This window comes from Rhizobium sp. ZPR4, from assembly GCF_040215725.1.
Classification (GTDB): Bacteria; Pseudomonadota; Alphaproteobacteria; order Rhizobiales; family Rhizobiaceae; genus Rhizobium; species Rhizobium rhizogenes_D.
In genome coordinates this window covers 3,618,411-3,645,000 of sequence record NZ_CP157967.1, presented here as the reverse complement: position 1 = coordinate 3,645,000, position 26,590 = coordinate 3,618,411, and the positions used below count along the sequence as shown (strand labels likewise).

Here is a 26,590-nt window from a genome sequence, read left to right as displayed (position 1 = left end):
CCCACATAGCGCGATACGGAGCCGACTGGCGTGACATATAGAGTGCCTTCATTGCCGGAGCTGCCGGTCTCGCATGTGCTTGCCGATATCGGCGCGGCACTCGCCAGCGAGCGGCGTGCCGTGCTTTCCGCACCGCCCGGCGCCGGCAAGACGACGCTGGTGCCGCTCTATCTATTGGGTCAAGGCTGGCGCGGCGATGACAGGATCATTCTTCTGGAACCACGGCGGCTGGCGGCAAGGGCCGCTGCTGCCCGCATGGCCTCGCTGCTTGGCGAACAGGTCGGCGATACCGTCGGCTATCGCATGCGGCTCGACAATCGCATCTCTGCCAAGACCCGCATCGAGGTGGTGACCGAGGGCGTGTTCGCCCGCATGATCCTCGACGACCCGGAACTCACCGGCATCTCCACCGTCATCTTTGACGAATTCCACGAGCGCTCCTTGGATGCCGATTTCGGCCTGGCGCTGGCGCTCGACGTGCAATCGGCGCTGCGGGAGGGCCTGCGCATCCTCGTGATGTCGGCAACGCTGGACGTCGAGCGTGTCGCGGCCCTGCTTGACCATCCACCCGTCATCGAGAGCATGGGCCGCAGCTTTCCGATCGATATACGCCATCAGGACAGGCCGGCAGGAGAGCGGGTCGAGGATACGGTGACGCGGGCGATCCTCGACGCACATACCAAGGAACAGGGCTCGATCCTCGCCTTCCTGCCGGGGCAGGCAGAAATCACCCGCACGGCGGAACGGCTCGACGGCCGGTTCGGGCCGGAGACGGTGATTGCGCCGCTCTACGGCAATCTCAGCCAGAAAGAACAGGATGCGGCGATCCGGCCCGCGCCGCAAGGCACCCGCAAGATCGTGCTGGCGACGTCGATCGCTGAAACCTCCATCACCATAGACGGCGTGCGGATCGTTATCGACAGCGGCCTGCAGCGCCTGCCCGTCTTCGAGGCCTCGACCGGCATTACGCGGCTGGAGACCGTGCGCGTGTCTCGCGCCTCGGCCGATCAGCGCGCCGGCCGCGCCGGGCGAACCGAGCCGGGTATCGCCATTCGACTGTGGCATCCGGGGCAGACGGCGGCACTCCCGGCCTTTACGCCGCCACAGATCCTTTCGAGCGACCTTTCCGGTCTCGCACTCGATCTCGCTCACTGGGGCGTACAGGATCCGGCAACGCTCTCTTTCGTCGACCAACCACCGGCAACCACGCTTGCCGAGGCGCGGACCCTACTGCGGCAGCTGGGCGCGCTCGATGCGGAAAACGGGCTGACGGCACGCGGCCGACTGATGCGGGAGCTCGCCCTGCCGCCACGGCTGGCAGCCATGGTGATTTCGGCTGCCGAATTCGGCCAGGCGCGCGAGGCGGCGTTGCTTTCCGTGCTGCTGACGGAACAGGGGCTTGGGGGGCAGAGCATCGATCTGGAAGATCGGCTGCGACGCTTCAAGACGGAAAAGGGTGAGCGGGCGGAAGCCGCGCGTCGCCTTGCCGGGCGTCTCGCCCAGGCAGCCGGCGGCAACACCAGCCCCACCGCCTCATCTATTCCACCCTTTGCCGGTGCATTGCTGCTGCATGCTTTTCCCGACCGCATCGCCCTGCAGCGCGGCGGACGAGCACGCTTCGTCATGGCCAATGGGCGCGGCGCGGAACTGCCGGAGACCGAGCGGCTGGCAGGATCGCAGATGCTCGTCATCGCCGACCTGACGGGACGTGCGGCGCAGGCGCGCATTCTCGCGGCGGCGGAGATTTCCCGCGCCGATGTCGAAGAGCATTTGCCGGGCGAGGTCCGCACCGAGGATCAGAGCTTTTTCGATAAAGCGAGCCGGCAGGTGCGGGCGCGACGGGCAACGCGGCTCGGCGCCATCATCTTCGAGGAAACGCCTCTGCCGCGCCCCTCCGGCGAGCAGGCGGCCAAGGCGCTGGCCGAGGGCATCCGCGAACTGGGGATCGACGTCCTGCCCTTTTCCAAGGAGGCGGCGCAGCTGCGCGACAGGATCGGCTTCTTATATAGGACGATCGGCGAGCCGTGGCCGGATATGAGCGACGAAGCCTTGGCCGCACGGCTCGACGAATGGTTCACGCCGTTTCAGACTGACGCGCGCGGCCTTTCCGACATCTCGGCCGGCGGCCTTTCCAATGGGCTGATGTCACTGGTGCCGCATGAGCTGCAGCGCGATCTCTCCCGGATGGCGCCGACGCATTTCGAAGCGCCGACCGGCCAGCGCCATCCCATTCAATATGATGGCGAGGAGCCGCTGCTCACCATTCGCGTTCAGGAGCTCTTCGGGCTGAAACAGCATCCGGCGATCGGCGGCGGCAGATTGCCGCTGGTGCTGGAGTTGACATCGCCGGCCCATCGCCCGATCCAGACGACGCGCGACCTGCCGGGCTTCAGGGCCGGATCCTGGAAGGACGTGCGCGCCGATATGCGCGGCCGCTACCCGAGGCATCCCTGGCCGGAAGATCCGGCCGAGGCCTTGCCGACAACACGCGCCAAGCCACGAGGGACCTGATAATGGCACGCTTCTTCCGGGGACTGGAAAAACTCTCCGAAGCCGAGATGAAGGCGCAGGAGGGGCATCACACCAGCCGGCGGCTGAGGCTGCAGACGCTGGTGCGCCTGCGCTGGCTAGCGGTTGGCGGCCAGACGGTGACTGTGATGATCGTCGCCTTCTGGCTGAAATTTCCGATGCCGCTCCTGCCCTGCTGCGTGCTGATCGCCTGCCTCGCCTGGATCAACTTCTTCCTGACGCTGCGCTACCCGCCGACGCACCGGCTGGAGGCGCCGGCGGCCTTCGCGCTGCTCAGCCTCGACCTTCTGCAGCTCTGTGGACTGCTGCTGATTACCGGCGGATTGGCTAATCCCTTCTCGGCGCTGGTCTGCGTGCCCGTCATCATTTCCTTCGCCTCGCAGCCGATCCGCTACAGCATGCCGCTGATAGGTCTGGCGATGATCTGCATTACCGGCCTTGCCTTCTCTCCCTTCCCCTTGCCCTGGTATGAGGGCGTTTCGGTGAGTGTGCACAGCGTGATGCAGTTGGGCGTTTGGTGCTCTATCGCTTCCACCATGGCTTTCGCCGCCTTCTATGCCTATCGCGTCTCCATGGAAGCCTCGCAGCTTGCCGATGCGCTCTCGGCAACGGAGCTGGTGCTGCAGCGGGAAAAGCACCTGTCGCAGCTCGATGGGCTGGCGGCGGCGGCGGCACACGAGCTCGGTACGCCGCTGGCGACGATCAGCGTCGTCGCCAAGGAGATGGAACGCGAACTCAGAGAAGACGACCGGTTCCGCGAGGACGTGGCGCTGCTGCGCAGCCAGAGCGAGCGCTGCCGCGATATCCTGCGGCGGCTAACGACTCTCTCCTCCGAGGATGAGGCGCATATGCGGCGGCTCACTTTGTCGTCCATGATGGAGGAGATCATCGCGCCGCATCGCGAGTTCGGGATCAATCTGGAATTCATCGAAAAGAGCCCGCGCTCCGGCGAACCCGTCCTCAGCCGCAATGCCGGCATCATGTACGGCCTCGGCAATCTCATCGAAAATGCCGTCGACTATGCCCGTAAAACGGTGACCGTCACGGTGGACTATACAGCCGACGCTCTGACCATCGTCATCGAGGATGACGGCAATGGCTATTCGCCGGAAATACTGGCGCGGATCGGCGAACCCTATGTCACTTCGCGCCAGCGTGACGACACCGCGGGCGGACTCGGCCTTGGCCTCTTCATCGCCAAGACGCTGCTTGAACGCTCGGGCGCCGCGCTTTCCTTCGGCAATCGCGATCCGGAAACGCCAGGCGCGCGCATCCGCGTCGAATGGCCGCGCGTGTTAATCGACAGTAATTCGACAAAATGATTTTCGCGGCTTAAAACTGCGATCGTCAAAATCGGTAGGAATATGCAGGCGGATGATCGCCGGGATAGAAGATAGAATGACGGATAAAGAGAGCACAGCCCCGCAGGCCGGGGCGAACGATGATGCAGCCCACATAGGCCCGGATGCCACATTGCTGATCGTCGATGACGATGGTCCCTTTCTGCGCCGGCTGGCGCGCGCGATGGAAGCGCGGGGCTTCGTCGTGGAGACGGCGGAATCAGTGGCGGAAGGCGTCGCCAAATCCAAGGCGAGCCCGCCGAAACATGCCGTGGTCGACCTTCGCCTCGGCGACGGCAACGGACTGGACGTGATCGAGGCAATCCGCCAGCGACGCGACGACACGCGCATCGTGGTGCTGACAGGCTACGGGAACATCGCGACGGCCGTGACTGCCGTCAAGCTCGGCGCGGTCGACTATCTCGCCAAGCCCGCCGATGCCGACGACGTCTATGCCGCGCTGACGCAGCGCCCCGGCGAAAAGGCGGAAGTGCCCGAGAACCCGATGTCGGCGGACCGCGTCCGTTGGGAGCATATCCAGCGCGTCTATGAAATGTGCGAGCGCAACGTTTCCGAGACGGCCCGGCGCCTCAACATGCATCGCCGGACGCTGCAGCGCATTCTTGCCAAGCGCGCGCCGAAATAGGCGATTCCAGGAAAGTGTGCAGCGGTTCTCCGGAATTGTGCTGGAGAGCGGGCTGACCTATTCGGAAGCGAAAGACTTGCCCGTCGCCCATTCGGCCAACAGCAGGCGCTGGGCGGCGGCGCGGGAGAAATTGAGCGTCACGGACTTGCGCGTCGCCGGCGGCAGGCGATGCTCCGGCGCTTCACGGATGATGTGGGCGCCATAGCCGTCGGACAGAAACAGCCCGCAATCCTCCGGAAAGATATCAAGCGGCACGTCCTTGTGCGTCGCGAAGAACATCCGGTCGCAATGCTGCCGGTATTCGGGCCATTTGCGATCGACGCGGAAATCCTCGATCGAGGTCTTGATCTCGATGATCCAGATCTCGCCCTTTTCCGAAAGGCTGATGAGATCGGCGCGACGACCGCTGGCAAGCGGCAACTCCGGCAAGACCGCATGGCGCATGTCATGCAGTAATAGTTGCACGCCCTTGCGTACAAGCATGGCCCGCTCCGACTGCCGGCCATCTATTAACGGATTGTTATTGTAAACGTTCAAAATCGTCATGAATTGTCTCGGGGACAGGCCCGGCGTTGTTGCAAAAAAACCATGTCCTTCTAATTTGCGCGCCGGCGCTATTTTTGTAGGGCCACAGCAGCTTGCAAAGCCAAGTTTAATGGAAAATAAACTTTAGACAAAGATGGTTGATAGCCATCCGTTTCCCGCCACGAAAATTCAAGAGACTTCCATGCGCATCCGTAATGCTATGACCGCACTCGGCCTTGTCGCAACGCTCGCATCGGCTGGCTATGCCACCACCGCCGCAGCAGCGCCGGCCGCAACCGCAAATTCGGCCACCGAGACCATCAAGACTTTCGATGGCGACTACGGTGTCACGAGCGACAACGGCTTCCAGCTGCCGGCAATCCCGATCCAGAAGGTGAAGCCGCAGTTCCGCCGTCAGATCGTCGAATACAAGACGGATGAGGCCGAAGGCACCATCATCGTCAACACGCGCGAGCGTCATCTCTACTACATTCTCGGCAATGGCGAAGCGATGCGCTACGGCATCGGCGTCGGCAAGCAGGGCTTCTCCTGGTCCGGGACCGCATATGTCGCCTGGAAGCAGGAATGGCCGAACTGGCATCCGCCGAAGGAAATGGCTGTTCGCCGTCCGGAAATCGCCAAATATGTCGATGGCGGCATGAACCCGGGCCTGTCGAACCCGCTCGGTGCGCGCGCCATGTATCTCTACAATGAAAAGGGCCAGGACACGTTGTTCCGCCTGCACGGCACGCCGGAATGGGCTTCGATCGGTACCGCAGCCTCCTCTGGCTGCATCCGCCTAATCAATCAGGACGTGATCGATCTCTACAGCCGCGTTCTTCCGGGCCGCAGCACCAAGGTCATCGTTATCCAGTAATCACTGGGCATTCGGATTTAAAAAAGCCGCCGGATATCGATCCGGCGGCTTTTTTTGTTTGCGTCTTTCAGCTGTGCCTCCGGCAGGCCTATCCGGCCTGCTTTGCCTTCAGCTCGATGCGGCGGCGGTGGAGGACCGGTTCGGTATAGCCGTTCGGCTGCTCGCGGCCCTTGAGGACGAGATCAAGCGCTGCCTGGAAGGCGACCGAACCGTCGAAATTGCCTGACATCGCGATGTACTGCGGATCATCGGCATTCTGCTGATCGACCACGGCGGCCATGCGCTTCATCGTTTCCAGAATCTGCGCTTCGGTGATGACCTTGTGATGCAGCCAGTTCGCCATGTGCTGCGCCGAGATGCGCAGGGTGGCGCGGTCTTCCATGAGGCCGACATCGTTGATGTCCGGAACCTTAGAGCAGCCGACGCCCTGATCGACCCAGCGCACGACATAGCCGAGGATACCCTGGCTGTTGTTGTCGATCTCGCGCTGGATTTCCTCCGGCGTCCAGTTCGGCCGCGAGGCGACCGGCACGGAGAGAATATCCGAGAGCTTGGCGCGGCCGCGGCTCTTCAGGCTCTTCTGCACCTCGGCAACGTTGACGCGGTGATAATGCGTGGCGTGCAGCGTCGCCGCCGTCGGGGACGGCACCCAGGCGGTGTTGGCGCCGGCCTTGGGATGGGCAATCTTCTGCTCGAGCATGGCGGCCATCAGGTCGGGCATGGCCCACATGCCCTTGCCGATCTGCGCATGGCCGGAAAGGCCGCATTCCAGGCCGATATCGACGTTCCAGTTCTCATAGGCAGCGATCCAGGCCGCCTGCTTCATGTCGCCTTTGCGGATCATCGGGCCGGCTTCCATCGAGGTGTGGATTTCATCGCCGGTGCGATCGAGGAAGCCGGTATTGATGAAGACGACGCGCTCGCGGGCGGCACGGATCGCTTCCTTGAGGTTGACCGTGGTGCGGCGCTCTTCGTCCATGATGCCCATCTTCATGGTGTTTCTGGGCATGCCGAGCAGGTCCTCGACGCGCGTGAAGATATCGACGGCGAAGGCGACTTCTTCCGGGCCGTGCATCTTCGGCTTGACGACATACATCGAGCCGGTGCGCGAGTTCTTGCGGCGGCCGTTCGGGCCGATGTCGTAGAGCGCGATCAGGCCGGTGATGACAGCATCCATGACGCCTTCCGGCACCTCGTTGCCATCCCGGTCGAGGATGGCGGGATTGGTCATCAGGTGACCGACATTGCGCACCAGCATCAGCGATCGGCAATGCAGATCGAAAGTGCTGCCATCCGGCGCCGTATAGGCGACATCGGGATTGAGGCGGCGCGTAAAGGTCTTGCCGCCCTTGGCGACTTCCTCGGTCAGGTCGCCCTTCATCAGGCCGAGCCAGTTGCGATAGACCTCGGCCTTGTCCTCGGCGTCGACGGCCGCGATCGAATCCTCGCAGTCCATGATCGTCGTGATCGCCGATTCCAGGCGGACGTCGGAAATGCCGGCCGGGTCGGTCTTGCCGATGGCCGTGCTCGTATCGATGACGATTTCGATATGGATGCCGTTCTGCTTCAGGAGGATATGCGTCGGGGTGGCGGCATCACCGAGATAGCCGGCGAAATGGCTGCCATCGGCGAGCTTTACGGCACCGCCCTTGGTCGCGATCGCCAGGACGCCATCCTTGACCGCGAGGCTGGTAACGTCCTTCCAGCTGGCACCGTCAAGCGGCACGGTGGAATCAAGGAAATCGCGAACCCAGGCGATGACCTTCTCGCCGCGCTTGGGATTATAACCCCTACCCTTTTCGGCGCCATCAGTCTCCGGAATGGCATCGGTGCCGTAGAGAGCGTCGTAGAGTGATCCCCAGCGGGCATTGGCCGCGTTCAGCGCATAGCGGGCATTCATGACGGGAACGACGAGCTGCGGGCCGGCAATCTGGGAAATCTCGGGATCGACATTGGCGGTCGACACGGCAAAGGCCGGGCCTTCGGGCACGATATAGCCGATGTCGCGAAGGAAGGCTTCGTAGGCGGCGAGATCGACGGGCGCGCCGTTCTTGCGATACCAGTCGTCAAGCGCTGCCTGCATCCGGTCACGCTTGGCGAGGAGCTCGCGGTTCCGCGGTGCGAGATCGTGGACGATCTTGGAAAAACCGGCAAAGAAGGCATCGGCATCCACGCCCGAACCCGGTAGTGCCTCCTTGACGAGGAAATCGTAAAGGACCTGTTCGATCTGAAGCCCGTGTTTCTCAATGCGGCTCATGCCATATACTCCTCAAGGCCGTTCTACGGCTTAATTTTTACATGTTGCCACTTTGCTCACGCTTTCACTTCTGTCAATTTGGCAATAGTTCGAAAGATTTATGCCTTTAGGGAAATAATCAGTCCGTGGCGATGCGGGGACGGCCGCTGGCAGTGGCGATAAACCGTGCCTCGATCAGCTTACGATTGCCCTCGACCTCGGGCGCATCCACCTGCTCGTCCACCGCCACGACGAGATCCACCGCACCATTCAGCCTTGCCTGCGCCATAGCGGCTTCGACCGCGCGCGAGCGGGCATCGGCAAAACTCCGGCTCTCGTCGGTAAAACGCAGACTCTCGCCCGCTCCGTTCAAAATATAGATGCCATCCTCCGGCATGGTGACGAAGACGATGGCGCTGGCCCGCACCTGGCCAACGACAGCGCCGACGGCATTGGCAACATCCGAATCACCGGGAATGGCGCTCTCGGTCGCCAGCATCTCGGCGATCGCAGGATAATAGACCGGAGCGGAAGCGCCGAGCCCGACCAAAGGCCGATCGAGCGAGATGGCGAAACGGGCGATCCCCGGCGCGCGACGAAGGGCGCGATCGATGGAGATGGACTTGGCGGGATCGAGATCGGCCACGCCGTCCTCGGCCAAGCAGGCGGCAAGGATGACATCGGCCGACTGGCGGGTGAGGCGATCGACGATCTTCTGCGCGAGTTCCTCAACGGATGCCGCGATGGGGCGGCCGGAGCCATCCTTCAGCCGCATCGCCAGCGCCAGTCCCAGGCGGGCGGCTTCGGCATTCCACTGGCTTTGCCGGCCGAGCACATGCATGGCATCCGAAGGTGTCAGGCCGCTCAGATGCACGAGGCCGCGCGCAACAAGCCGATCCAAAGTCGCCTTCTGCGATGTCATCGTCAGAAGCTTGTCGAGCGCAACGGGAACGGCGCCAATCCGGTCGAACAACGCCTTCTCGGGTGCTGTCAGACCGCTGGCGAGATGATCGGGCACGCCGGTGCGGAGCGCAAAACGGCCAGCATTACGGGCAAGATGCGTCGCCCGCAGCTGCTGCTCCAGCATATTCAGGACGGCATCGTCATGCATGTGAGCGGCAAGGCTGAGCGGCAACAAGCGGCGCGGACCGAGTTCGAACGCGGCGACAAGGCCACGATCGTTGATCTTCACTTCGGAATCGCCACCGAGACCATAGGTGCGCATGGCAACAGCCTCGACCATGGTACGATAGCCTCCGACCACCGCGCCATCGGCATCGAGCCGCGGCCGGCCATCCTCCATGACGGCGACATCGGTGGTGGTGCCGCCGATATCGGAAACGACCGCATTGTCGAGGCCGGTGAGATAGCGCGCACCGACAAGGCTTGCAGCCGGACCCGACAGGATCGTCTCGATCGGCCGCAGCTTCGCCTCGTCCGCCGAAATCAGCGCGCCGTCGCCGCGCACCACCATCATCGGCGCGGATATGCCGCGTGTTGCCAAAAATCCCTCGCAGGCACCGACGAGACGATCGATCATCGACACGAGGCGGGCATTGAGCAGCGTCGTCAAGGCGCGGCGCGGCCCGCCCAATTTGGACGAGAGTTCATGGCTGCAGGTGACCGGCAGATGCGAGATCTCGCGAATACAGTCGCGCACCCTGATTTCATGAGCCGGATTCCGCACGGCGAAATAGCCGGCGACGGCGAAGGACGACACCGATTTGGCCAGTTCCGGCAATGCGTCGCGCAGTGCCGTCAGATCGAGCGGGTTTTCATTGCCGTGAACATTATGGCCGCCGGGAAGATAGATCACCGGATCCGACCCCAGCGCATCCGCCAAACCATCGCGCCTGAGATCCTCTGGGCCGAAACCGATCATGACCAACCCGGCGCGACCGCCCTGCCCTTCCACCAAAGCATTGGTGGCAAGCGTCGTCGAGAGTGACACGAGGCCGATTGCCGCAACAGGAATGTCGGCCCTAGCGATGACGGCATCGACGGCGCCGGCAATGCCCACGGCCAGATCGTGCCGCGTGGTCAGTGATTTCGCCTTGGCGATCACGCCATCGGTTTCGTGGAAAAGAACGGCATCGGTGTAGGTTCCACCCGTATCGATGCCGAGCAGGAAATGAGACGTCACGACAATATCCAGCCCTTGAATGCACTGTGATGCCGTTATTGCACCCTTCCGGGCCGAGCCGCTAGCTGGCAAGCGGCAAAAACAGTTCTATCGTCTCGTCACCCGCATCGGCAAACCGCCGCGCGGCTGGGTCGTCAGCTTCTGTACCGGCCAGGGATCGGTCTCGTCGGTCAGATCGAAGCGGAAGCGACGCATCATCACGGCAAGGGCGATGACCGCTTCCTGCAGCGCGAATGTCGCGCCGATACAGACGCGGGGACCTGCCCCGAAAGGCAGATACTGGAAGCGATTGATCTTGCCGCGATTCTCCGGAAGAAACCGCTCCGGCATGAAGGCACGCGGCTTTTCCCAGTAGAGTTCGTGGCGATGCAGCGTCCAGGGCATGATGAGGACGGTGATGCCCTTCTCCATCGTCACCCGCTCGCCCGTGGCGCTCGTCCATTCGTCATCGGCGATCGCGGCGCGATTGATCGACGGTGCCGGCGGATAGAGACGCATCGCCTCCTCGAAGGCGGCGCGGACATGCGGCATCAGGTCGAGCCAGGCCACCGGCTCCGCATCGGTTGCAAGCACCCGGTCGATTTCCTCTTCCATGGCCTGGCGGATATGCGGGCTGTTGGCGACGCAATAGAGCGTCCAGGCAAGCGCACGGGCTGTTGTCTCGTGGCCTGCGCCGATGAAGGTCAGGATATTGTCCTCGATCTCCTCCATCGTTAGCCCGTCGGGGCCGGCTTTTTCGAGAAGCAGCGTCAGAAAATCATCCGGCGCGCTGGCGCGATCCCTACGCATCTTTTCCAAACGCTGGTCCATCGTGTTGCGAACGATGCCGCGGAACTTGTCGAGCATGCGCTGGCCGCCGATGCGGGTGACGCGCGGCACCCAGGGAGGCGCGCGCAGGAGATCCATGGGATCGACCCGGCCCATGCGGTGCAGCAGCTCGTTGACGTCGTCGGAAAAGCTCGTGCTCTCGGTGACGATCTCGCCGGAGAACAGGGTCTCGGCCAGGATGACGAAGGTCAGCTCGGTCATGTCGGCAGCAATATCGAAAACCGCGCCTTCGTCGCCGATTTCCTCGTATTTATGCAGATAATCCAGGCTCTGGCTCAGCATCTGGCCGGCGAAACCCTGGGCGTGGCGCGGCGTGAACACCGGTGCCACAGCCTTGCGCGAGCGCTTCCACACCGGCCCTTCCGCCGTCAGCAGGCCATCGCGCAGGATCGGCCGCAGCACGAGCTGGCGGATATCGGCCATGCGATAATTGGCGGCGTTGTCGACCAGGACGTGCTTGATCAGGCCTGGATCGTTGACGATCAGCGTCCGTTCGTTGAAGAACTTGGTCTTGATCCAGGGCAGCGTATAGGAGGGCTCGCCCCAGAGCTCGAGCGGATTGCGCAGGATGGTCTTGATGATGGTCCACCGCGACGGCGGAATGGTGCGCGGGATCGGCGCCGGCGGGGAGAAGGCTTCCGGAATCATGTCCATGGGATCCATTCTCCTCGAAATTGCGCGACGTTCGATCTACCACAGCAAGAGCCGCGCACCCCTACGATATGGGAAACGCCGTCGGCAAAATCCAGACGATAAAACGTCGCGCAGGACTTCTTAGAGCAACGACTTCAGATCGCTCAGCTTATCATTGATGAGCCAACCATAGTAATTCTCTTCCGGCCAGACCGGCTGTGAAGAGCCACGGTTCTTGGCCGCGAGGGCCGCGGCGCGCTTGCGAGAGTTACCGAGATTATAAAGCGTCGCGGTGATGCCGGGATTGCCTGAGATATCCATGCCGGCGATCGAGCGATAATCGTCGATCGACTTGCGGATCGAAGCGGCAACGAAGGCCAGCGACAGATCCGGGTCCATGATCGCCTTGTAGACGCCGCCGGCATCCTTTTCATTGAGCTTCGGGATGCCCGAGGTACGGCTGACCAAATCCGACAGCTCAAGGGCCGTCAGCGGATTGACCTGACCGAGGCCGAAGGTCTGGCCGGCATAGAAGGGCTGGAAGAAGACCGCGCTGAAGCGATTGTCCGGATAGGATTTGCCGGCGACCGTCTTGCCGCGGAAATCGTCTTCCCAGACATCCTCGCGGCAGGTCCAGAGACTATAGGAATCACCCTTGCCCTTGCAGGCATCAAATTGCGGCCGGGCGACGAAATCGTCGACATTCTCGCCATTATAGGCGAAACGGAAGCTCTGGCCGGCATAGGATGCAGCCTTGACGTAATAGGACTGCAGGCCGTCATAGGCGTCGACATTGTAAGTGTGTTCGCCGACGAGCGCGCCGATGATGTGGATCGGCTCGATGCCGTAGGCCCGCGCCGTCGACTTGATCTTCGACATCAGCTTCGTATCGGTCGCCAGCAGTTCGCGAACCTTCTGATACTTGCGGTCGAAAGTGGAGTTCGTGCCGCGCGTGCGCCGGACCGAAGCGCCGGGAACCGGCGGCTGCTCGGCATTGCGATTGCCCGGAGGCACCGAGGTTGCCGCATCCGCATAGGCGGGAACCCAGGAGAGGCTGACGATCGCCAGAAGAAGAGTGATCAGTATACGTCGCAAGATGGCCGTCCTGTCGAAGTTTCAACCGATGTTTCCGTGCGCGTCCCTGACGGATAATCTTGGCCGAATAAAGCCATCCGACACAAAGAAACGGGCCACTAGAGCGGATGATTTTAGGTCAGGTCGACCTAAAATCTGAATCCGCTCTAGAATCAAAAAAGTAGAGCGTGATGTCGTCCGAAAACCGCACACACTTTTCGGCATCACGCTCTAACTAAAAAGTTAACGGCCCGTTGTCGAGTGCTTACTGTTTTAGATCGCCTTCAGCTGTCCAGTTACAGGATGAAGCGCGACAGGTCGGTGTTGGTGGCGAGGTCGCCGACATGCTCGCGGACATAGGCGGCATCGATGGTCACCGATACGCCGGCGCGGTCAGAGGCGTTGTAGGAGATATCGTCGAGCACGCGCTCCATGACCGTCTGCAGGCGACGAGCACCGATATTCTCGACGGTGGAGTTCAGATGTACGGCGACGTCGGCGAGAGCGTCGATCGCATCATCCGTGAAGTCGAGCTTCAGGTCTTCCGTTTCCATCAGCGCCTTGTACTGGCGGATGAGGCTGGCTTCCGGCTCGGTCAGGATGCGGCGGAAATCTTCCTTGGTCAGCGGCCGGAGCTCGACGCGGATCGGCAGACGGCCCTGCAATTCCGGCAGCAGATCCGAAGGCTTGGAGACGTGGAAGGCGCCGGAGGCGATGAAGAGGATATGGTCCGTCTTGACCGGGCCATACTTCGTCGAAACCGTGGTGCCTTCGACCAGCGGCAGCAGGTCGCGCTGCACGCCTTCACGCGAGACGCCGGCACCCATGCCGCCGTCGCGGGCGGCGATCTTGTCGATCTCGTCGAGGAAGACGATGCCGTCATTTTCGGCGGATTGCACGGCTTCGCGCTGGATCGCTTCGTTGTCGATCAGCTTGTCGGATTCGTCGCGCACCAGTTCCTTGTAAGAATCCTTGACCGTGGTGCGCACCTTCTTCGTGCGGCCGCCCATGGCCTTGCCGAACATTTCGGAGAGGTTGAGAACGCCGATATTGGCGCCGGGCATGCCGGGGATTTCGAAACCGCCAGGCATGCCGGAGCCGGTATCGGCAACTTCGATATCGATTTCCTTGTCGTCGAGCTGGCCATCACGCAGCTTCTTGCGGAAGCTGTCGCGCGTCGCCGGCGAAGCTGTCGCGCCAACCAGCGCATCGAGCACGCGTTCTTCAGCGCTCATATGCGCCTTGGCCTGCACCTCGGCACGCTTCTTCTCGCGCACCAGACCGATGCCGACTTCGACGAGATCGCGGACGATCTGTTCGACGTCACGGCCGACATAGCCGACTTCGGTGAACTTCGTGGCTTCGACCTTGATGAAGGGAGCGCCGGCAAGCTTGGCAAGGCGACGGGAGATTTCCGTCTTGCCGACACCGGTCGGGCCGATCATCAGGATGTTCTTGGGCATGACTTCGTCGCGGAGCTCGGGTTCGAGCTGCTGGCGGCGCCAGCGATTGCGCAATGCGATCGCCACGGCGCGCTTGGCCTCATGTTGGCCGACAATGTAACGATCGAGCTCCGAAACGATCTCGCGGGGGGAAAAAGTGGTCATTTCGTATGTTCCCTGTCAGGGCTAGAAACTATCAAGAGAGGAACTTAGGCTTCGGCATCAAGCGTTTCGACAACCACATTGTGGTTGGTGTAGACGCAGATGTCGGCAGCGATGTCGAGGGCGCGGCGGGCGACGTCTTCTGCCGATTTGTCGCTATCCATGAGGGCCCGCGCGGCGGCGAGCGCATAATTGCCGCCGGAACCGATCGCGAGCGCACCATGCTCGGGCTCAAGCACATCGCCGTTGCCGGTGATGGCGAGCGTTATGTTCTTGTCGGCAACCAGCATCATGGCTTCGAGATTGCGCAGATATTTGTCTGTGCGCCAGTCCTTGGCGAGCTCGACGGCGGCGCGCATCAACTGGCCGGGATATTGTTCGAGCTTCTTTTCAAGACGTTCGAGCAGGGTGAAGGCATCGGCGGTCGCGCCGGCGAAACCGGCGATGACATCGCCCTTGCCGATGCGACGAACCTTGCGCGCGTTGCCCTTCATCACGGTCTGGCCAAGGCTCACCTGGCCATCACCAGCCATCACGACCTTGCCGTCCTTGCGAATAGTCACGATTGTCGTCATTTAACACCTGTTTGCCCCCGTTTCGGCGGGCTTTCTGCCGGGCCGCGTATCGGCCCCGTCAGCACCTATGTAAGAGGGGTTTTTGTGATTGCAAATGGCGGCTGCGCCCGAATGATGGCGGCAAGCCGGCTAAACGCGTGAGCCCCGCGCGTAACTTCTGGATATTTCCCGATACGCCTGATAAGGAACGGCCGTATTCCGATGGAGCAGCCCATGGCAGAGACCGCAGCGAGCCGCACGGCAAGCATTTCCCGCAAGACCAACGAGACCTCGGTCTCCGTTTCCGTTAACATCGACGGCAGCGGCAAATCGACGATTTCGACCGGTGTCGGCTTCTTCGACCATATGCTGGAACAGCTGTCGCGACATTCGCTGATCGACATGGAGATCGACACCAAGGGCGACCTGCACGTCGACGACCATCATGCCGTCGAGGATACCGGCATCGCCATCGGCCAAGCCATTGCCAAGGCGCTAAGCGACCGGCGCGGCATCACCCGCTACGCCTCGATCGATCTCGCCATGGACGAGACGATGACGAAAGCGGCCGTCGATCTGTCCGGCCGGCCGTTCCTCGTCTGGAACGTTTCGTTCAGTGCGCCGAAGATCGGCACCTTCGATACCGAGCTGGTGCGCGAGTTTTTCCAGGCGCTCGCACAGAATGCCGGCATCACGCTGCATATCCTCAACCATTATGGCGCCAACAATCACCATATAGCCGAGACATGCTTCAAGGCCGTTGCGCGCGCATTGCGCACCGCAACCGAGATCGATCCACGGCAGGCAGGCCGGGTGCCCTCGACGAAAGGCACGCTCGCCTAAGCCCCGAACTGGGGAATTGAGGAAATGGCAAGCTATCTGATTTTGACTCCGCCCAGAGCGTCGAGCCGACCCAAAGTATCGGATCGGTATCGCGACGAAACGCGCTTCATCCGTGACGGCTTTTCGTGGAAGGCATTCCTGTTTCCAACGCTCTGGATGCTCTTCCATCGGCTTTGGCTCTATGCGATCGCGACCTTTCTGTTGCAGGGTATTGCGCTGGAACTGATGCGCCAGCCTGGCTTCTTTGCCGCGGGCGCGGCACTTCTGCTCGGCGTGCATATTCTCGCCGCCCTCGAAGGCCCGCATGCGCTCGGCAATCGCCTTGTCGGTCGCGGCTGGAAGGTAAGCAATCTCGTCTCGGCGCATGATCTGGCGACTGCGGAGGAAATCCACTTTTCCCAGCTCGAGCAGGAACCAAACCTGGATATCCATCCGAAAAATTGGGATATTCCGGCCCAAAACACCAATACCAGCCGCCCAGGCCCGAGCTTCGGCCTTCCCGGCTATGACGGAGGACGCTGACCATGCGGGTCGCGATTATCGACTATGGTTCCGGCAATCTGCGCTCGGCCACCAAAGCTTTCGAGCGGGCCGCCCGCGAGGCAGGCATAGACGCTCACATCGACCTGACCGATGACGCTGAGCGCGTCGCCACGGCAGATCGCATCGTGCTTCCCGGCGTCGGCGCTTATGCCGATTGCCGCCGCGGCCTCTATGCCGTGCCCGGCATGACGGAAGCGGTCATCGACGTCGTGGAACACAAGGCCCGCCCCTTCCTCGGCATCTGCGTCGGCATGCAGCTGATGTCATCGCGCGGGCTGGAAAAGACGATCACGCAGGGATTCGGCTGGATCAAGGGCGACGTCAAGGAGATGACGCCAAGCGACCCCAGCCTGAAGATCCCGCAGATCGGCTGGAACACGCTGGATATCCGGCATCCGCACCCGCTCTTTGAAGGCATCGAGACCGGGCCGGACGGTTTGCATGCTTATTTCGTCCATTCCTACCATCTGGCAGCGGACCACGGCGACGATGTCATCGCGACGACGAGCTATGGCGGGCCGATGACCGCCTTTGTCGGCCGCGACAATATCGCCGGCGCGCAATTCCATCCGGAAAAGAGCCAGAAGCTCGGCCTTGCCCTGATCGCCAATTTCCTGCGCTGGAAGCCGTAAGGCTCGCGCTAAAAGGACAAAAACATGATTCTCTTTCCCGCAATCGACCTCAAGGACGGGCAATGCGTGCGCCTCAAGCTCGGCGACATGGAGCAGGCGACCGTCTACAACCCCGATCCCGGCGCGCAGGCGAAAGCCTTTGAAGACCAGGGCTTCGAATGGCTGCATGTCGTCGATCTCAACGGCGCTTTCGCCGGCGAGACCGTGAACGGCGCTGCCGTCGACGCCATTCTCAAGGCAACCAAGAACCCGGTGCAGCTCGGCGGCGGTATCCGCACGCTCGAGCACATGGAAAACTGGCTGTCACGCGGCCTTGCCCGCGTCATCCTCGGCACGGTGGCGGTGCGCGATCCAGCGCTTGTCGTGGAAGCCTGCCGCCATTTCCCGGGTCATATCGCCGTCGGCATCGACGCCAAGGGTGGCAAGGTGGCGGTCGAAGGCTGGGCCGAAGCTTCCGAGCTTGGCGTCATCGAACTCGCCAGGAAATTCGAGGGCGCCGGCGTTGCGGCAATCATCTATACCGATATCGACCGCGACGGCATTCTGACAGGCATTAACTGGGACTCGACACTGGAGCTGGCCGAGGCCGTTTCCATTCCGGTCATCGCCTCCGGCGGGCTGGCCTCGATGGACGATATCCGTCGCATGACACAGCCGGATGCCCGCAAACTGGAAGGTGCGATTTCCGGCCGCGCGCTCTATGATGGCCGGATCGATCCGAAAGAGGCACTGGCCCTGATCAAGCAGGCCAAGGAGGCAGTGCAATGACCCTGAAAGCCCGCGTCATCCCCTGCCTCGACGTCAAGGACGGCCGCGTCGTCAAGGGCGTCAACTTTCTCAATCTCGTCGATGCCGGCGATCCGGTCGAGGCCGCCAAAGCCTATGACGCTGCCGGTGCAGACGAACTCTGCTTCCTCGACATCACCGCCTCCTCGGACAATCGCGACACCATCTTCGACGTGGTGGCCCGCACGGCGGAACAATGCTTCATGCCCGTTACCGTCGGCGGCGGCGTGCGCACCATCGCCGACATCCGCAAGCTGCTGCTTTGTGGCGCCGACAAGGTTTCGATCAATTCGGCGGCGGTCAACAATCCGGATTTCGTTGCCGAAGCGGCCGACAAGTTCGGCAACCAGTGCATCGTCGTTTCGATCGACGCCAAGCGCCGCCGGACCGAGGCGCTCGATGGCGACAATATGAGCGCCTGGGAGATCTACACCCACGGCGGCCGCAACGCGACCGGCATCGATGCCGTCGATTTTGCCCGCAAGATGGTCGAGCGCGGCGCCGGCGAGCTGCTCGTCACCTCCATGGATCGCGACGGCACCAAGGTCGGCTACGATCTGGAGCTGACGCGGGCGATTGCCGATGCGGTGCGCGTGCCCGTCATCGCGTCGGGCGGCGTCGGCGATCTCGACGATCTCGTTGCTGGCGTCAAGGAGGGCCATGCGACGGCGGTGCTTGCCGCTTCGATCTTCCACTTCGGCACCTACTCAGTGGGCGAGGCAAAGCGCTACATGGCTGAGCGCGGCATTCCCATGCGGCTGGATTAGGAGACAGCGAGCGATGAGCGGATTTACCCTTTCAGACCTCGAACGTATCGTCGAGGAGCGCTCCAAGGCTTCGCCGGACCAATCCTGGACGGCGAAACTTTTTGCCGGCGGGCAGCCGAAAGCCGCCAAGAAACTCGGCGAAGAAGCGATCGAAGCCGTGATGGCAGCTGTTGCCAACGATCGCGACAACCTCACTTATGAGGCCGCCGATCTGCTATATCATCTTTTAGTCGTATTGAAGATTGCCGGCATTCCGTTAGAGAATGTCATGGGTGAGCTCGAAAGGCGCACCTCACAATCCGGCCTTCAAGAAAAGGCCAGCCGGTAAGAACGCGATGACGATAGCGACCAAGAGCGAGCCAGCGCCCGAAACACTCGATATTTTTGAGGCGAAAGCCTATTCGCCCTATTATTTCTTCTCTTCGGAAGAATGGGCGAAATTCCGGGCGGACACACCGCTGACGCTGACATCAGACGAAGTGAAGCGGCTGCGCTCGATGGGCGACCCGATCGATCTCGACGAAGTCAGGCGCATCTATCTGTCGCTGTCGCGACTGCTCTCATCGCATGTGGAATCCTCGCAGATTCTGTTCGAGCAGCGCAATCGCTTCCTAAGCCTTTCCAATGTCGCCAAGACGCCTTTCGTCATCGGCATTGCCGGCTCGGTCGCGGTCGGCAAATCCACGACAGCCCGTATCCTGAAGGAGTTGTTGGGCCGCTGGCCGTCGAGCCCGAAGGTCGATCTCGTCACCACGGACGGCTTTCTCTTTCCGAATGCCGAATTGCAGCGCCGCAACCTGATGCAGCGCAAGGGCTTTCCGGAGAGCTACGATACGGCCGCACTGTTGCGCTTCCTCTCGGCGATCAAGGCCGGCCAGCCGAATGTGCAGGCGCCCTCCTATTCGCACCTCGTCTATGACGTGCTGCCGAACGAGTTCAAGACGGTCGACCGCCCCGATATCCTGATCTTCGAGGGCATCAACGTGCTGCAGTCGCGGCATCTGCCGGCCGACGGCAAGATCGTGCCGATGGTCTCGGATTTCTTCGACTTTTCGATCTATATCGATGCCGACGAGGAACTGATCCATAACTGGTACGTCGCCCGCTTCATGCGGCTGCGCGAGACGGCCTTCCGTGACCCCAATTCCTTCTTCCATCGCTACGCCTCGATCAGCGAGGAAGAGGCGCTGGCGATCGCCGAGGGGCTCTGGAAGAACATCAACCTGAAGAACCTGCGCCAGAACATCCTGCCGACGCGGCCGCGCGCCGACCTTATCCTGCAGAAGGGCAAGAATCATCTGATCGAACAGGTGGCGCTGCGGAAGCTCTGATGGTCAGGGCTGCACTCGCCTTAAAGTCAGGTTGATCCGCCCGCCATTCTTCAGCAATGTCGACGTCGCCGGATAGATGCGGTCGACACCATGGAAGCACAGCCTCCCCTCGCCGCCGAGAACGACGATATCGCCGCTCGAAAGCTTGAAGGATAGCGTGCGATCATTGCGGTTAAGGCCGCCGACGCGGAACAGGCAGGTGTTTCCGAGGGAGATCGACAGGACAGGTGCCTTGAGATCCCGCTCATCGCGATCCTGATGCAGGCCCATGCGGGCATCGTCGCCGTAGAAATTGACCAGGCAGGCCTCGGGCGGCTTTTCATAGCCTGCTATATCGCGCCAGAAATCGAGCAGTTGCGGTGGTATGACCGGCCAGGGGCGACCGGTGACCGGATGGGTCGGCTGATAACGATAGCCGCGCTGCTTGTCCGTCACCCAGCCGAGCGAGCCGCAATTGGTCATGCGCACCGACATTTCCTTGCCGGTGCCGGGCATGACGGGCGTGTACAGCGGCGCCTCCGCCACGACGGCGCGGATAGCCTCGACCAGCACTTCCTGGGCGGGGCGATCGAGATATCCGGGCAGATGGCGAATTCCATTCGGGAGCTGCATCGATATTTCCTTTGAGCATTGCTGGTCAGGTCAGCGCGCCATTGCCGCATCCTCGCGCATGGCCCCTCACCCCAGCCCTCTCCCCGCCCTCTTCGACAAGCTCAGGACGGGGCGAGGGAGCTCTTCTTGCCTCAAATTAGTCGCTTCAACGAGAGTCTGTTGTTTCACGCTGTTGTCCCTTCTCCCCGCTCAGCGGGGAGAAGATTAGGATGAGGGGCCAGGCACATAGCTGCAACGAATTCGGCCTCACCTGACGATCTGTTTTTTGACTATCTTGACCCAACCAAACCAAAACCGCAGCCCGAAAACCAAGCCTAGTCGCCACCGACCTTGCCGCGCATCTTCTTCACTTCCGATCGCCCGGATTTCTCCTTCAGTCGGCGCTCGATCGAGCCCTTTGTAGGCTTGGTCTTCCGGCGCGGCGGCGGCGGCGGGGCGGCGGCTTCGAGAATCAGCTCCTTCAGGCGCTCGCGCGCATCCTCTCGGTTGCGGTCCTGGCTGCGGAAGCGGCTGGCCTCGATCATCAGAACGCCTTCCTTGGACACGCGACGGCCGGCAAGTCTGATCGCATTCGCCTTCACGCGGTCCGTCAGCGACGGAGAATTCTGGACATTGAAGAAAAGCTGGACTGCAGTTGCGACCTTGTTGACGTTCTGGCCGCCGGGACCGCCTGCCAGAACGAATTGTTCCGTCAGCTCCCAGCCGGCGATCGTGATCCGGTCGTTGATGTAAAGCGCTTCGCTGGCCATGATCTTCTCCGCGCCTGCCGAGGTCGGCGAACATCCGGCTGAAGCCGCGTCGCCGCTCTATCGTCAGTCTACGCAATTCCAAGCGGAAAACCGCTGAGCACTTTTCCTGAAATCGCTCTATTCCACATTGCATTGCGCTTGAAAACATCCAGTGAAACGAAAAACCCGGCGGATCGGCCGCCGGGTTTCACGTGAGTCATTGCTGTTGCGAAAAATCTACTCCGCAGCGACCGGCATTCCCGGGGCCGCATCGCGGACATTGCCGTCCACATGGTCCTCGAACTTCGCGAAGTTGGTGACGAACATCTGCACCAGCTTCCTGGCCTGCGCATCATAGGCCTCGCCATCGGCCCAGGTGGAGCGCGGGTCGAGGATGGCGCTCTCGACGCCTTCGACAGCGACCGGAACCGCAAAGCCGAAATTCGCATCCGTGCGGAATTCGACATTGTCGAGGTCACCCTTCAGGGCTGCGGCGAGCAATGCGCGCGTCGCCTTGATCGGCATGCGGCTTCCCTTGCCATAGGCGCCACCGGTCCAGCCGGTGTTGACCAGCCAGCAGCGAGCGCCATGGCGGGCGATCAGTTCCTTGAGCAGGTTACCATATTCGGCCGGATGGCGCGGCATGAAGGGGGCGCCGAAGCAGGTCGAGAAGGTGGCTTCCGGCTCGACGACGCCCTTTTCCGTGCCGGCGACCTTGGCGGTGTAGCCGGACAGGAAGTGGTACATCGCCTGATCCGGCGTCAGCTTGGCGATCGGCGGCATGACGCCGAAAGCGTCTGCCGTCAGCATGATGATCGTCTCGGGATGGCCGGTGATGCCGGATTCCGAGGCATTCGGGATGAAATGCAGCGGGTAGGCACTGCGGGTGTTTTCCGTCAGCGAGCCATCGTCGAGATCCGGGCGGCCGTGCTCGTCGAGCACGACGTTTTCCAGCACGGTGCCGAAACGGCGCGTCGTGGCGTAGATTTCCGGCTCGGCTTCGGCCGACAGACGGATGGTTTTAGCGTAGCAGCCGCCTTCGAAGTTGAAGATGCCGTTCTCGCCCCAGCCATGCTCGTCGTCGCCGATGAGCGTGCGGGTCGGATCGGCCGAGAGTGTCGTCTTGCCCGTGCCGGACAGGCCGAAGAAGATCGCCGCATCGCCTTCCGGGCCGACATTGGCCGAGCAATGCATCGGCATGACGCCACGTTCCGGAAGCAGGTAGTTCAGGACGGTGAAGACCGATTTCTTCATTTCGCCGGCATAAGAGGTGCCGCCGATGAGGACGATGCCGTTGACGAGATCGCAGGCGATCACCGTTTCCGTACGGCAGCCATGGCGCTCGGGATCGGCGCGGAAGCTCGGCAGGTCGATGATCGTCAGCTGCGGTACGAAGCTTTCGAGCGCTGCGCGATCGGGGCGGATCAGCAGATTGCGGATGAACAGCGAATGCCAGGCAAATTCGGTGACGACGCGCGTCGGCAGAGCATATTCGACATCGGCGCCGCCGATCAGATCCTGCACGAACAGGTCCTTGCCGCGAGCGTGTGCCAGCATGTCTTCGTGCAGCAGCTCGAAATGCTCCGGCGACATCGGCTTGTTGTTATCCCACCAGATCTGGTCTTCGGTGGTGGCGTTACGCACCACGAACTTGTCCTTCGGGGAACGGCCGGTGTGCTGTCCGGTGATCGCTCTCAGCGCACCATCGGCGGTCAGATCGGCCTCACGACGGCGAATCGCCTCCTCGTAAAGATGGGCTGCCATCAGGTTATAGTGCACACTGGCGGCGGCTCCCAGGCCGATCGATCCCAGTTCAGTCGCGGGATTGCGGACGCCGAATTGCTCCATCACTTTTTCCTCTACAAAGGGGCTTGGCCGTTAGAATTGCCTAAAGCGTAGAGGGCTCTTTTTAAAAGCACAAGAGCCAGAAGCAAGAAATGTTTAATGATATCAGTTATTTAATCGATTTAAATAAATTTCGATAATTTTAAATCGTTTGAATAAGGGGCGGCGGGACGTTTCGTCGCACAACTAATGCGCAAGGGTTTTTCTCGGCAACAATCCTCCCCTTTATCTTTGCCACAATTTGTTCCACCTTTATCCCCATAAGCGCGCCAGGTTACCGCCGATCGAGCTGGCAGACCGCCTGGGCTGGATTCCAAATCCGGGAGACGCGCACTGATGACGGAGACGAACACCATGTTGACAATCGCGCTCGTTGACGACGACCGCAATATCCTGACTTCCGTATCGATTGCCTTGGAAGCAGAGGGATATAAGGTAGAGACCTATACGGACGGAGCCTCGGCGCTGGACGGCCTGCTGGCCCGGCCGCCGCAACTGGCGATCTTCGATATCAAGATGCCACGCATGGATGGCATGGAACTGCTGCGCCGCCTGCGCCAGAAATCCGACCTGCCCGTGATCTTCCTCACCTCGAAGGATGAAGAGATCGACGAACTCTTCGGCTTGAAGATGGGCGCCGACGACTTCATCACCAAGCCATTCTCGCAGCGTCTGCTGGTCGAACGCGTCAAGGCGGTGCTCCGCCGTGCCTCCGCACGCGAAGCCGCGAATGCTGCCGGTGGCGCAACCGCCGCCAAGCCGGGCGCTACGCAGCAAGCCCGTTCGCTGGAACGCGGACAGCTCGTCATGGACCAGGAACGCCATACCTGCACCTGGAAGGGCGAGCCGGTCACGCTGACCGTCACCGAGTTCCTCATCCTGCATTCGCTGGCGCAGCGCCCCGGCGTGGTCAAGAGCCGCGACGCCCTGATGGATGCGGCTTACGACGAGCAGGTCTATGTCGACGACCGCACGATCGACAGCCACATCAAGCGCCTGCGCAAGAAATTCAAGATGGTCGACCTCGATTTTGATATGATCGAGACGCTGTATGGCGTGGGCTATCGCTTCCGCGAAGCTGCCTGATAGTTAACTGGACCATACGGCACCCAATGGAATAAGAGCATGCGGACGGGATCGCCGATCCCGTTCTTCGAAAGGGCCGTAGGCTTGGCACAGCTGGTGCAGGACAGAGACATAGACGACTCGGAAAGCCCGAGCGGCGCTCGGCCCGCGCGCCGTCGCTGGACTCATCCGTTCGTTCTGATCCGCCGCATCTTCGGCAATGCCGTGTTCTCAAGCCTGACGCGGCGCATCCTGTTCTTCAATCTGGCCGCCCTCGTCGTGCTTGTCGGTGGCATTCTCTACCTCAACCAATTCCGCGAGGGCCTGATCGACGCCCGCGTCGAAAGCCTGCTGACGCAGGGCGAGATCATCGCCGGTGCCGTCTCGGCTTCGGCATCGGTCGACACCAACTCCATCACCATCGATCCGCAGAAGCTGCTGGAACTGCAGGCCGGCCAGAGCATCACGCCCGTTCCGAACGACGAGGATCTGGAATTCCCGATCGATCCGGAAAAGGTGGCGCCGGTGCTGACGCGGCTGATCTCGCCGACACGCACCCGCGCCCGCATCTTCGATGCCGATGCGAACCTCTTGCTCGACAGCCGCCATCTTTATTCGCGCGGCCAGGTGCTGCGCTACGATCTGCCGCCCGTCGAAGACGAGAAGCAGAGCTGGTCCGACTGGTTCAGCGGCCTGCTCAACAAGATGCTGCAGCCGGGCAACCTGCCTGTCTATAAAGAAGCGCCCGGCGGCGACGGCTCCATCTATCCGGAAGTCATGAACGCGCTCACCGGCGTGCGCGGCGCAGTGGTCCGCACCACGGAGAAAGGCGAGCTGATCGTTTCGGTCGCCGTTCCGATCCAGCGTTTCCGCGCCGTTCTCGGTGTCTTGCTGCTCTCTACCCAGGCCGGCGACATCGACAAGATCGTCCATGCCGAACGTCTCGCGATCATGCGTGTCTTCGGCGTTGCGACGCTGGTCAACGTCGTGCTGTCGCTGCTTTTATCCTCGACCATCGCCAATCCGCTGCGCCGGCTTTCTGCCGCCGCCATCCGCGTGCGCCGCGGCGGGGCGAAGGAACGCGAGGAAATCCCGGACTTTTCCGCTCGCCAGGACGAAATCGGCAATCTGTCGATTGCGCTGCGCGACATGACCTCAGCGCTCTACGACCGCATCGATGCGATCGAGAGTTTTGCCGCCGACGTCAGCCACGAGCTGAAGAACCCGCTGACCTCGCTGCGCAGCGCCGTCGAAACGCTGCCGCTTGCCAAGAGCGACGATTCCAAGAAGCGGCTGATGGATGTGATCCAGCACGACGTGCGCCGCCTCGACCGCCTGATCAGCGATATCTCCGACGCATCGCGCCTCGATGCCGAGCTCGCCCGTTCGGATGCGAGATCGCTCGATATGGAAGTGCTGCTGCGCGACATGATCGAGATTTCAAGGCAGGTCGGACACAGCAAGAAAGCTGTCGAGATCGAATACGTCGTCGACCGCAAGCCAGGCAACAAGGCGAAGTTCACGATCGACGGCCACGATCTTCGCATCGGCCAGATCGTGACCAATCTCATCGAAAACGCACGTTCCTTCGTCCCGATGGAAACCGGCAAGATCACCGTCCGGCTGACGCGGACGCGGACGCGCTGCGTCATCTATATCGAGGATAACGGCCCCGGCATCCAGGCCGAGAACATCGACCGCATCTTCGAACGTTTTTATACCGACCGGCCTGAATCCGAAGGATTCGGACAGAATTCCGGCCTCGGCCTTTCGATCAGCCGGCAAATTGCCGAGGCGCATGGTGGGTCGCTGCGCGCCGAAAATATCGTCGATAGCGATGGCGCGACGCTGCTCGGAGCCCGCTTCATCCTGTCGCTGCCGGCCCAGACGACGGCATGAGCAGCCGCATGACCGGCGAAACGACCAATATCCATGCAACGGCGATCGTCATCGGCAGAACGGGGCTGCTGTTCCTCGGCCCCTCGGGCAGCGGCAAATCCGCCCTTGCCTTCTCCTGCCTTGCCGCCGCCAAACCGCTCGGACTGGCGGCAAGCCTGATTGCGGACGACCGGGTGCTGATTAGCGAACAGAACGGCTCCATTATTGCGAAATGTCCGCCCTCGATCGCGGGGCTTATGGAAATCCGCTATACCGGCATCGTTCGCATGCCTTATATTTCCGAGGGCGAAATGCGCTTCGCCATCCGCCCTGTCGACCCGGCTACGGCGGAACGGATGCCACCCGAAGGCGAGCGGATCGATATTACCGCATCTGCCCGGTTGCCGCTCATCCGATTGGCTGCAACCTCTGCGAATCCGCTCGCCATAATAATGGCGAAAATCGGCGCGAGTTTCGATGAATCGGCCATTTAGGCCCGCACAGGCGCGCAAATCCTGTATTTTAAGCTTGCACTTCGTCTTTTCATCGCCAAGATGTCCCCCCACTGGTG

Annotated in this window: 24 protein-coding genes; 14 read left to right on the top strand and 10 right to left on the bottom strand. The window is 61.7% G+C overall.

Annotated features, from left to right (window positions below; all coding sequences use genetic code 11):
* Positions 1-42: 42 nt before the first annotated feature.
* The 3 genes from hrpB (at position 43) to ABOK31_RS17450 (ending at position 4,515) form a co-directional block, all read left to right on the top strand.
* Positions 43-2,511, top strand: coding sequence for an ATP-dependent helicase HrpB (gene hrpB, locus ABOK31_RS17460; protein WP_349959013.1), 2,469 nt, complete (start codon positions 43-45; stop codon positions 2,509-2,511).
* A gap of 47 nt (positions 2,512-2,558) precedes the next feature.
* Entirely contained in the window at positions 2,559-3,851 is a 1,293-nt protein-coding gene (locus tag ABOK31_RS17455) for an ActS/PrrB/RegB family redox-sensitive histidine kinase (protein ID WP_349959011.1), read from the top strand.
* A gap of 76 nt (positions 3,852-3,927) precedes the next feature.
* Positions 3,928-4,515, top strand: a complete 588-nt coding sequence (locus ABOK31_RS17450; protein WP_174176413.1) for an ActR/PrrA/RegA family redox response regulator transcription factor — start codon at positions 3,928-3,930, stop codon at positions 4,513-4,515.
* Positions 4,516-4,572: 57 nt separating this feature from the next.
* Here the strand turns inward: ABOK31_RS17450 and ABOK31_RS17445 are convergent, their stop codons facing one another.
* Positions 4,573-5,061, bottom strand: coding sequence for an MmcB family DNA repair protein (locus ABOK31_RS17445; protein WP_092718857.1), 489 nt, complete (start codon positions 5,059-5,061; stop codon positions 4,573-4,575).
* A 181-nt stretch (positions 5,062-5,242) separates the two neighbouring features.
* On the opposite strand from ABOK31_RS17445, the gene ABOK31_RS17440 reads away from it, so the two are divergent.
* Entirely contained in the window at positions 5,243-5,917 is a 675-nt protein-coding gene (locus tag ABOK31_RS17440) for a L,D-transpeptidase (protein WP_075853787.1), read from the top strand.
* 88 nt (positions 5,918-6,005) lie between these two features.
* Here the strand turns inward: ABOK31_RS17440 and ABOK31_RS17435 are convergent, their stop codons facing one another.
* The 6 genes from ABOK31_RS17435 to hslV all read right to left on the bottom strand — a co-directional run bounded on the left by ABOK31_RS17435 (position 6,006) and on the right by hslV (position 15,010).
* On the bottom strand, positions 6,006-8,174 hold the full coding sequence (locus ABOK31_RS17435) for a malate synthase G (RefSeq protein WP_349956904.1): 2,169 nt from the start codon (positions 8,172-8,174) through the stop codon (positions 6,006-6,008).
* A gap of 118 nt (positions 8,175-8,292) precedes the next feature.
* The gene (locus ABOK31_RS17430) at positions 8,293-10,296 is read right to left on the bottom strand and encodes a hydantoinase/oxoprolinase family protein (protein WP_349956902.1); all 2,004 of its coding nucleotides are present in this window, start codon (positions 10,294-10,296) and stop codon (positions 8,293-8,295) included.
* An 87-nt stretch (positions 10,297-10,383) separates the two neighbouring features.
* Complete coding sequence (locus ABOK31_RS17425) at positions 10,384-11,778, bottom strand: cytochrome P450 (RefSeq protein ID WP_349956900.1); 1,395 nt, start codon at positions 11,776-11,778, stop codon at positions 10,384-10,386.
* A gap of 120 nt (positions 11,779-11,898) precedes the next feature.
* Positions 11,899-12,852, bottom strand: coding sequence for a DUF1402 family protein (locus ABOK31_RS17420; protein ID WP_349956898.1), 954 nt, complete (start codon positions 12,850-12,852; stop codon positions 11,899-11,901).
* Positions 12,853-13,127: 275 nt separating this feature from the next.
* The gene (gene hslU, locus ABOK31_RS17415) at positions 13,128-14,438 is read right to left on the bottom strand and encodes an ATP-dependent protease ATPase subunit HslU (RefSeq protein WP_174176423.1); all 1,311 of its coding nucleotides are present in this window, start codon (positions 14,436-14,438) and stop codon (positions 13,128-13,130) included.
* A gap of 44 nt (positions 14,439-14,482) precedes the next feature.
* Positions 14,483-15,010 carry an ATP-dependent protease subunit HslV gene (gene hslV / locus ABOK31_RS17410; RefSeq protein WP_075853301.1) on the bottom strand — a complete coding sequence of 176 codons (528 nt, stop codon included), beginning with the start codon at positions 15,008-15,010 and terminating at the stop codon, positions 14,483-14,485.
* A 213-nt stretch (positions 15,011-15,223) separates the two neighbouring features.
* On the opposite strand from hslV, the gene hisB reads away from it, so the two are divergent.
* The 7 genes from hisB to coaA are packed head-to-tail and all read left to right on the top strand — an operon-like array spanning position 15,224 to position 19,891.
* Positions 15,224-15,832: an imidazoleglycerol-phosphate dehydratase HisB gene (gene hisB / locus ABOK31_RS17405; RefSeq protein ID WP_349956896.1), complete on the top strand. Its 609-nt coding sequence runs from the start codon at positions 15,224-15,226 to the stop codon at positions 15,830-15,832.
* Positions 15,833-15,856: 24 nt separating this feature from the next.
* Entirely contained in the window at positions 15,857-16,354 is a 498-nt protein-coding gene (locus ABOK31_RS17400) for a DUF2628 domain-containing protein (protein ID WP_349956894.1), read from the top strand.
* Between the two features lie 2 nt (positions 16,355-16,356).
* Positions 16,357-17,007: an imidazole glycerol phosphate synthase subunit HisH gene (hisH, locus tag ABOK31_RS17395; RefSeq protein WP_349956892.1), complete on the top strand. Its 651-nt coding sequence runs from the start codon at positions 16,357-16,359 to the stop codon at positions 17,005-17,007.
* Positions 17,008-17,031: 24 nt separating this feature from the next.
* A complete protein-coding gene (gene hisA / locus ABOK31_RS17390; RefSeq protein WP_174176429.1) occupies positions 17,032-17,775 on the top strand; it encodes a 1-(5-phosphoribosyl)-5-[(5-phosphoribosylamino)methylideneamino]imidazole-4-carboxamide isomerase in 744 nt (247 codons plus the stop codon).
* The gene (hisF, locus tag ABOK31_RS17385) at positions 17,772-18,560 is read left to right on the top strand and encodes an imidazole glycerol phosphate synthase subunit HisF (RefSeq protein WP_174176431.1); all 789 of its coding nucleotides are present in this window, start codon (positions 17,772-17,774) and stop codon (positions 18,558-18,560) included. Before hisA ends, hisF begins: the two co-directional genes overlap by 4 nt.
* A 13-nt stretch (positions 18,561-18,573) precedes the next feature.
* Positions 18,574-18,888: a phosphoribosyl-ATP diphosphatase gene (locus ABOK31_RS17380; RefSeq protein ID WP_174176433.1), complete on the top strand. Its 315-nt coding sequence runs from the start codon at positions 18,574-18,576 to the stop codon at positions 18,886-18,888.
* 7 nt (positions 18,889-18,895) lie between these two features.
* Positions 18,896-19,891, top strand: a complete 996-nt coding sequence (gene coaA / locus ABOK31_RS17375; protein ID WP_174176435.1) for a type I pantothenate kinase — start codon at positions 18,896-18,898, stop codon at positions 19,889-19,891.
* 3 nt (positions 19,892-19,894) lie between these two features.
* Here coaA and ABOK31_RS17370 read toward each other — a convergent pair whose 3' ends face one another.
* From ABOK31_RS17370 to ABOK31_RS17360, 3 genes are all read right to left on the bottom strand, one after another.
* Entirely contained in the window at positions 19,895-20,503 is a 609-nt protein-coding gene (locus ABOK31_RS17370; protein WP_174176437.1) for an alpha-ketoglutarate-dependent dioxygenase AlkB, read from the bottom strand.
* Between the two features lie 314 nt (positions 20,504-20,817).
* Complete coding sequence (gene arfB, locus ABOK31_RS17365) at positions 20,818-21,252, bottom strand: alternative ribosome rescue aminoacyl-tRNA hydrolase ArfB (protein WP_132719593.1); 435 nt, start codon at positions 21,250-21,252, stop codon at positions 20,818-20,820.
* 216 nt (positions 21,253-21,468) lie between these two features.
* A complete protein-coding gene (locus ABOK31_RS17360; RefSeq protein ID WP_174176439.1) occupies positions 21,469-23,079 on the bottom strand; it encodes a phosphoenolpyruvate carboxykinase in 1,611 nt (536 codons plus the stop codon).
* Between the two features lie 351 nt (positions 23,080-23,430).
* On the opposite strand from ABOK31_RS17360, the gene ABOK31_RS17355 reads away from it, so the two are divergent.
* The 3 genes from ABOK31_RS17355 to ABOK31_RS17345 are packed head-to-tail and all read left to right on the top strand — an operon-like array spanning position 23,431 to position 26,513.
* Entirely contained in the window at positions 23,431-24,162 is a 732-nt protein-coding gene (locus tag ABOK31_RS17355) for a response regulator transcription factor (protein WP_202034550.1), read from the top strand.
* Positions 24,163-24,201: 39 nt separating this feature from the next.
* Positions 24,202-26,040 carry a sensor histidine kinase gene (locus tag ABOK31_RS17350; protein ID WP_349956889.1) on the top strand — a complete coding sequence of 613 codons (1,839 nt, stop codon included), beginning with the start codon at positions 24,202-24,204 and terminating at the stop codon, positions 26,038-26,040.
* An 8-nt stretch (positions 26,041-26,048) separates the two neighbouring features.
* Positions 26,049-26,513, top strand: a complete 465-nt coding sequence (locus tag ABOK31_RS17345; protein WP_349956887.1) for an HPr kinase/phosphorylase — start codon at positions 26,049-26,051, stop codon at positions 26,511-26,513.
* Positions 26,514-26,590 lie beyond the last annotated feature (77 nt).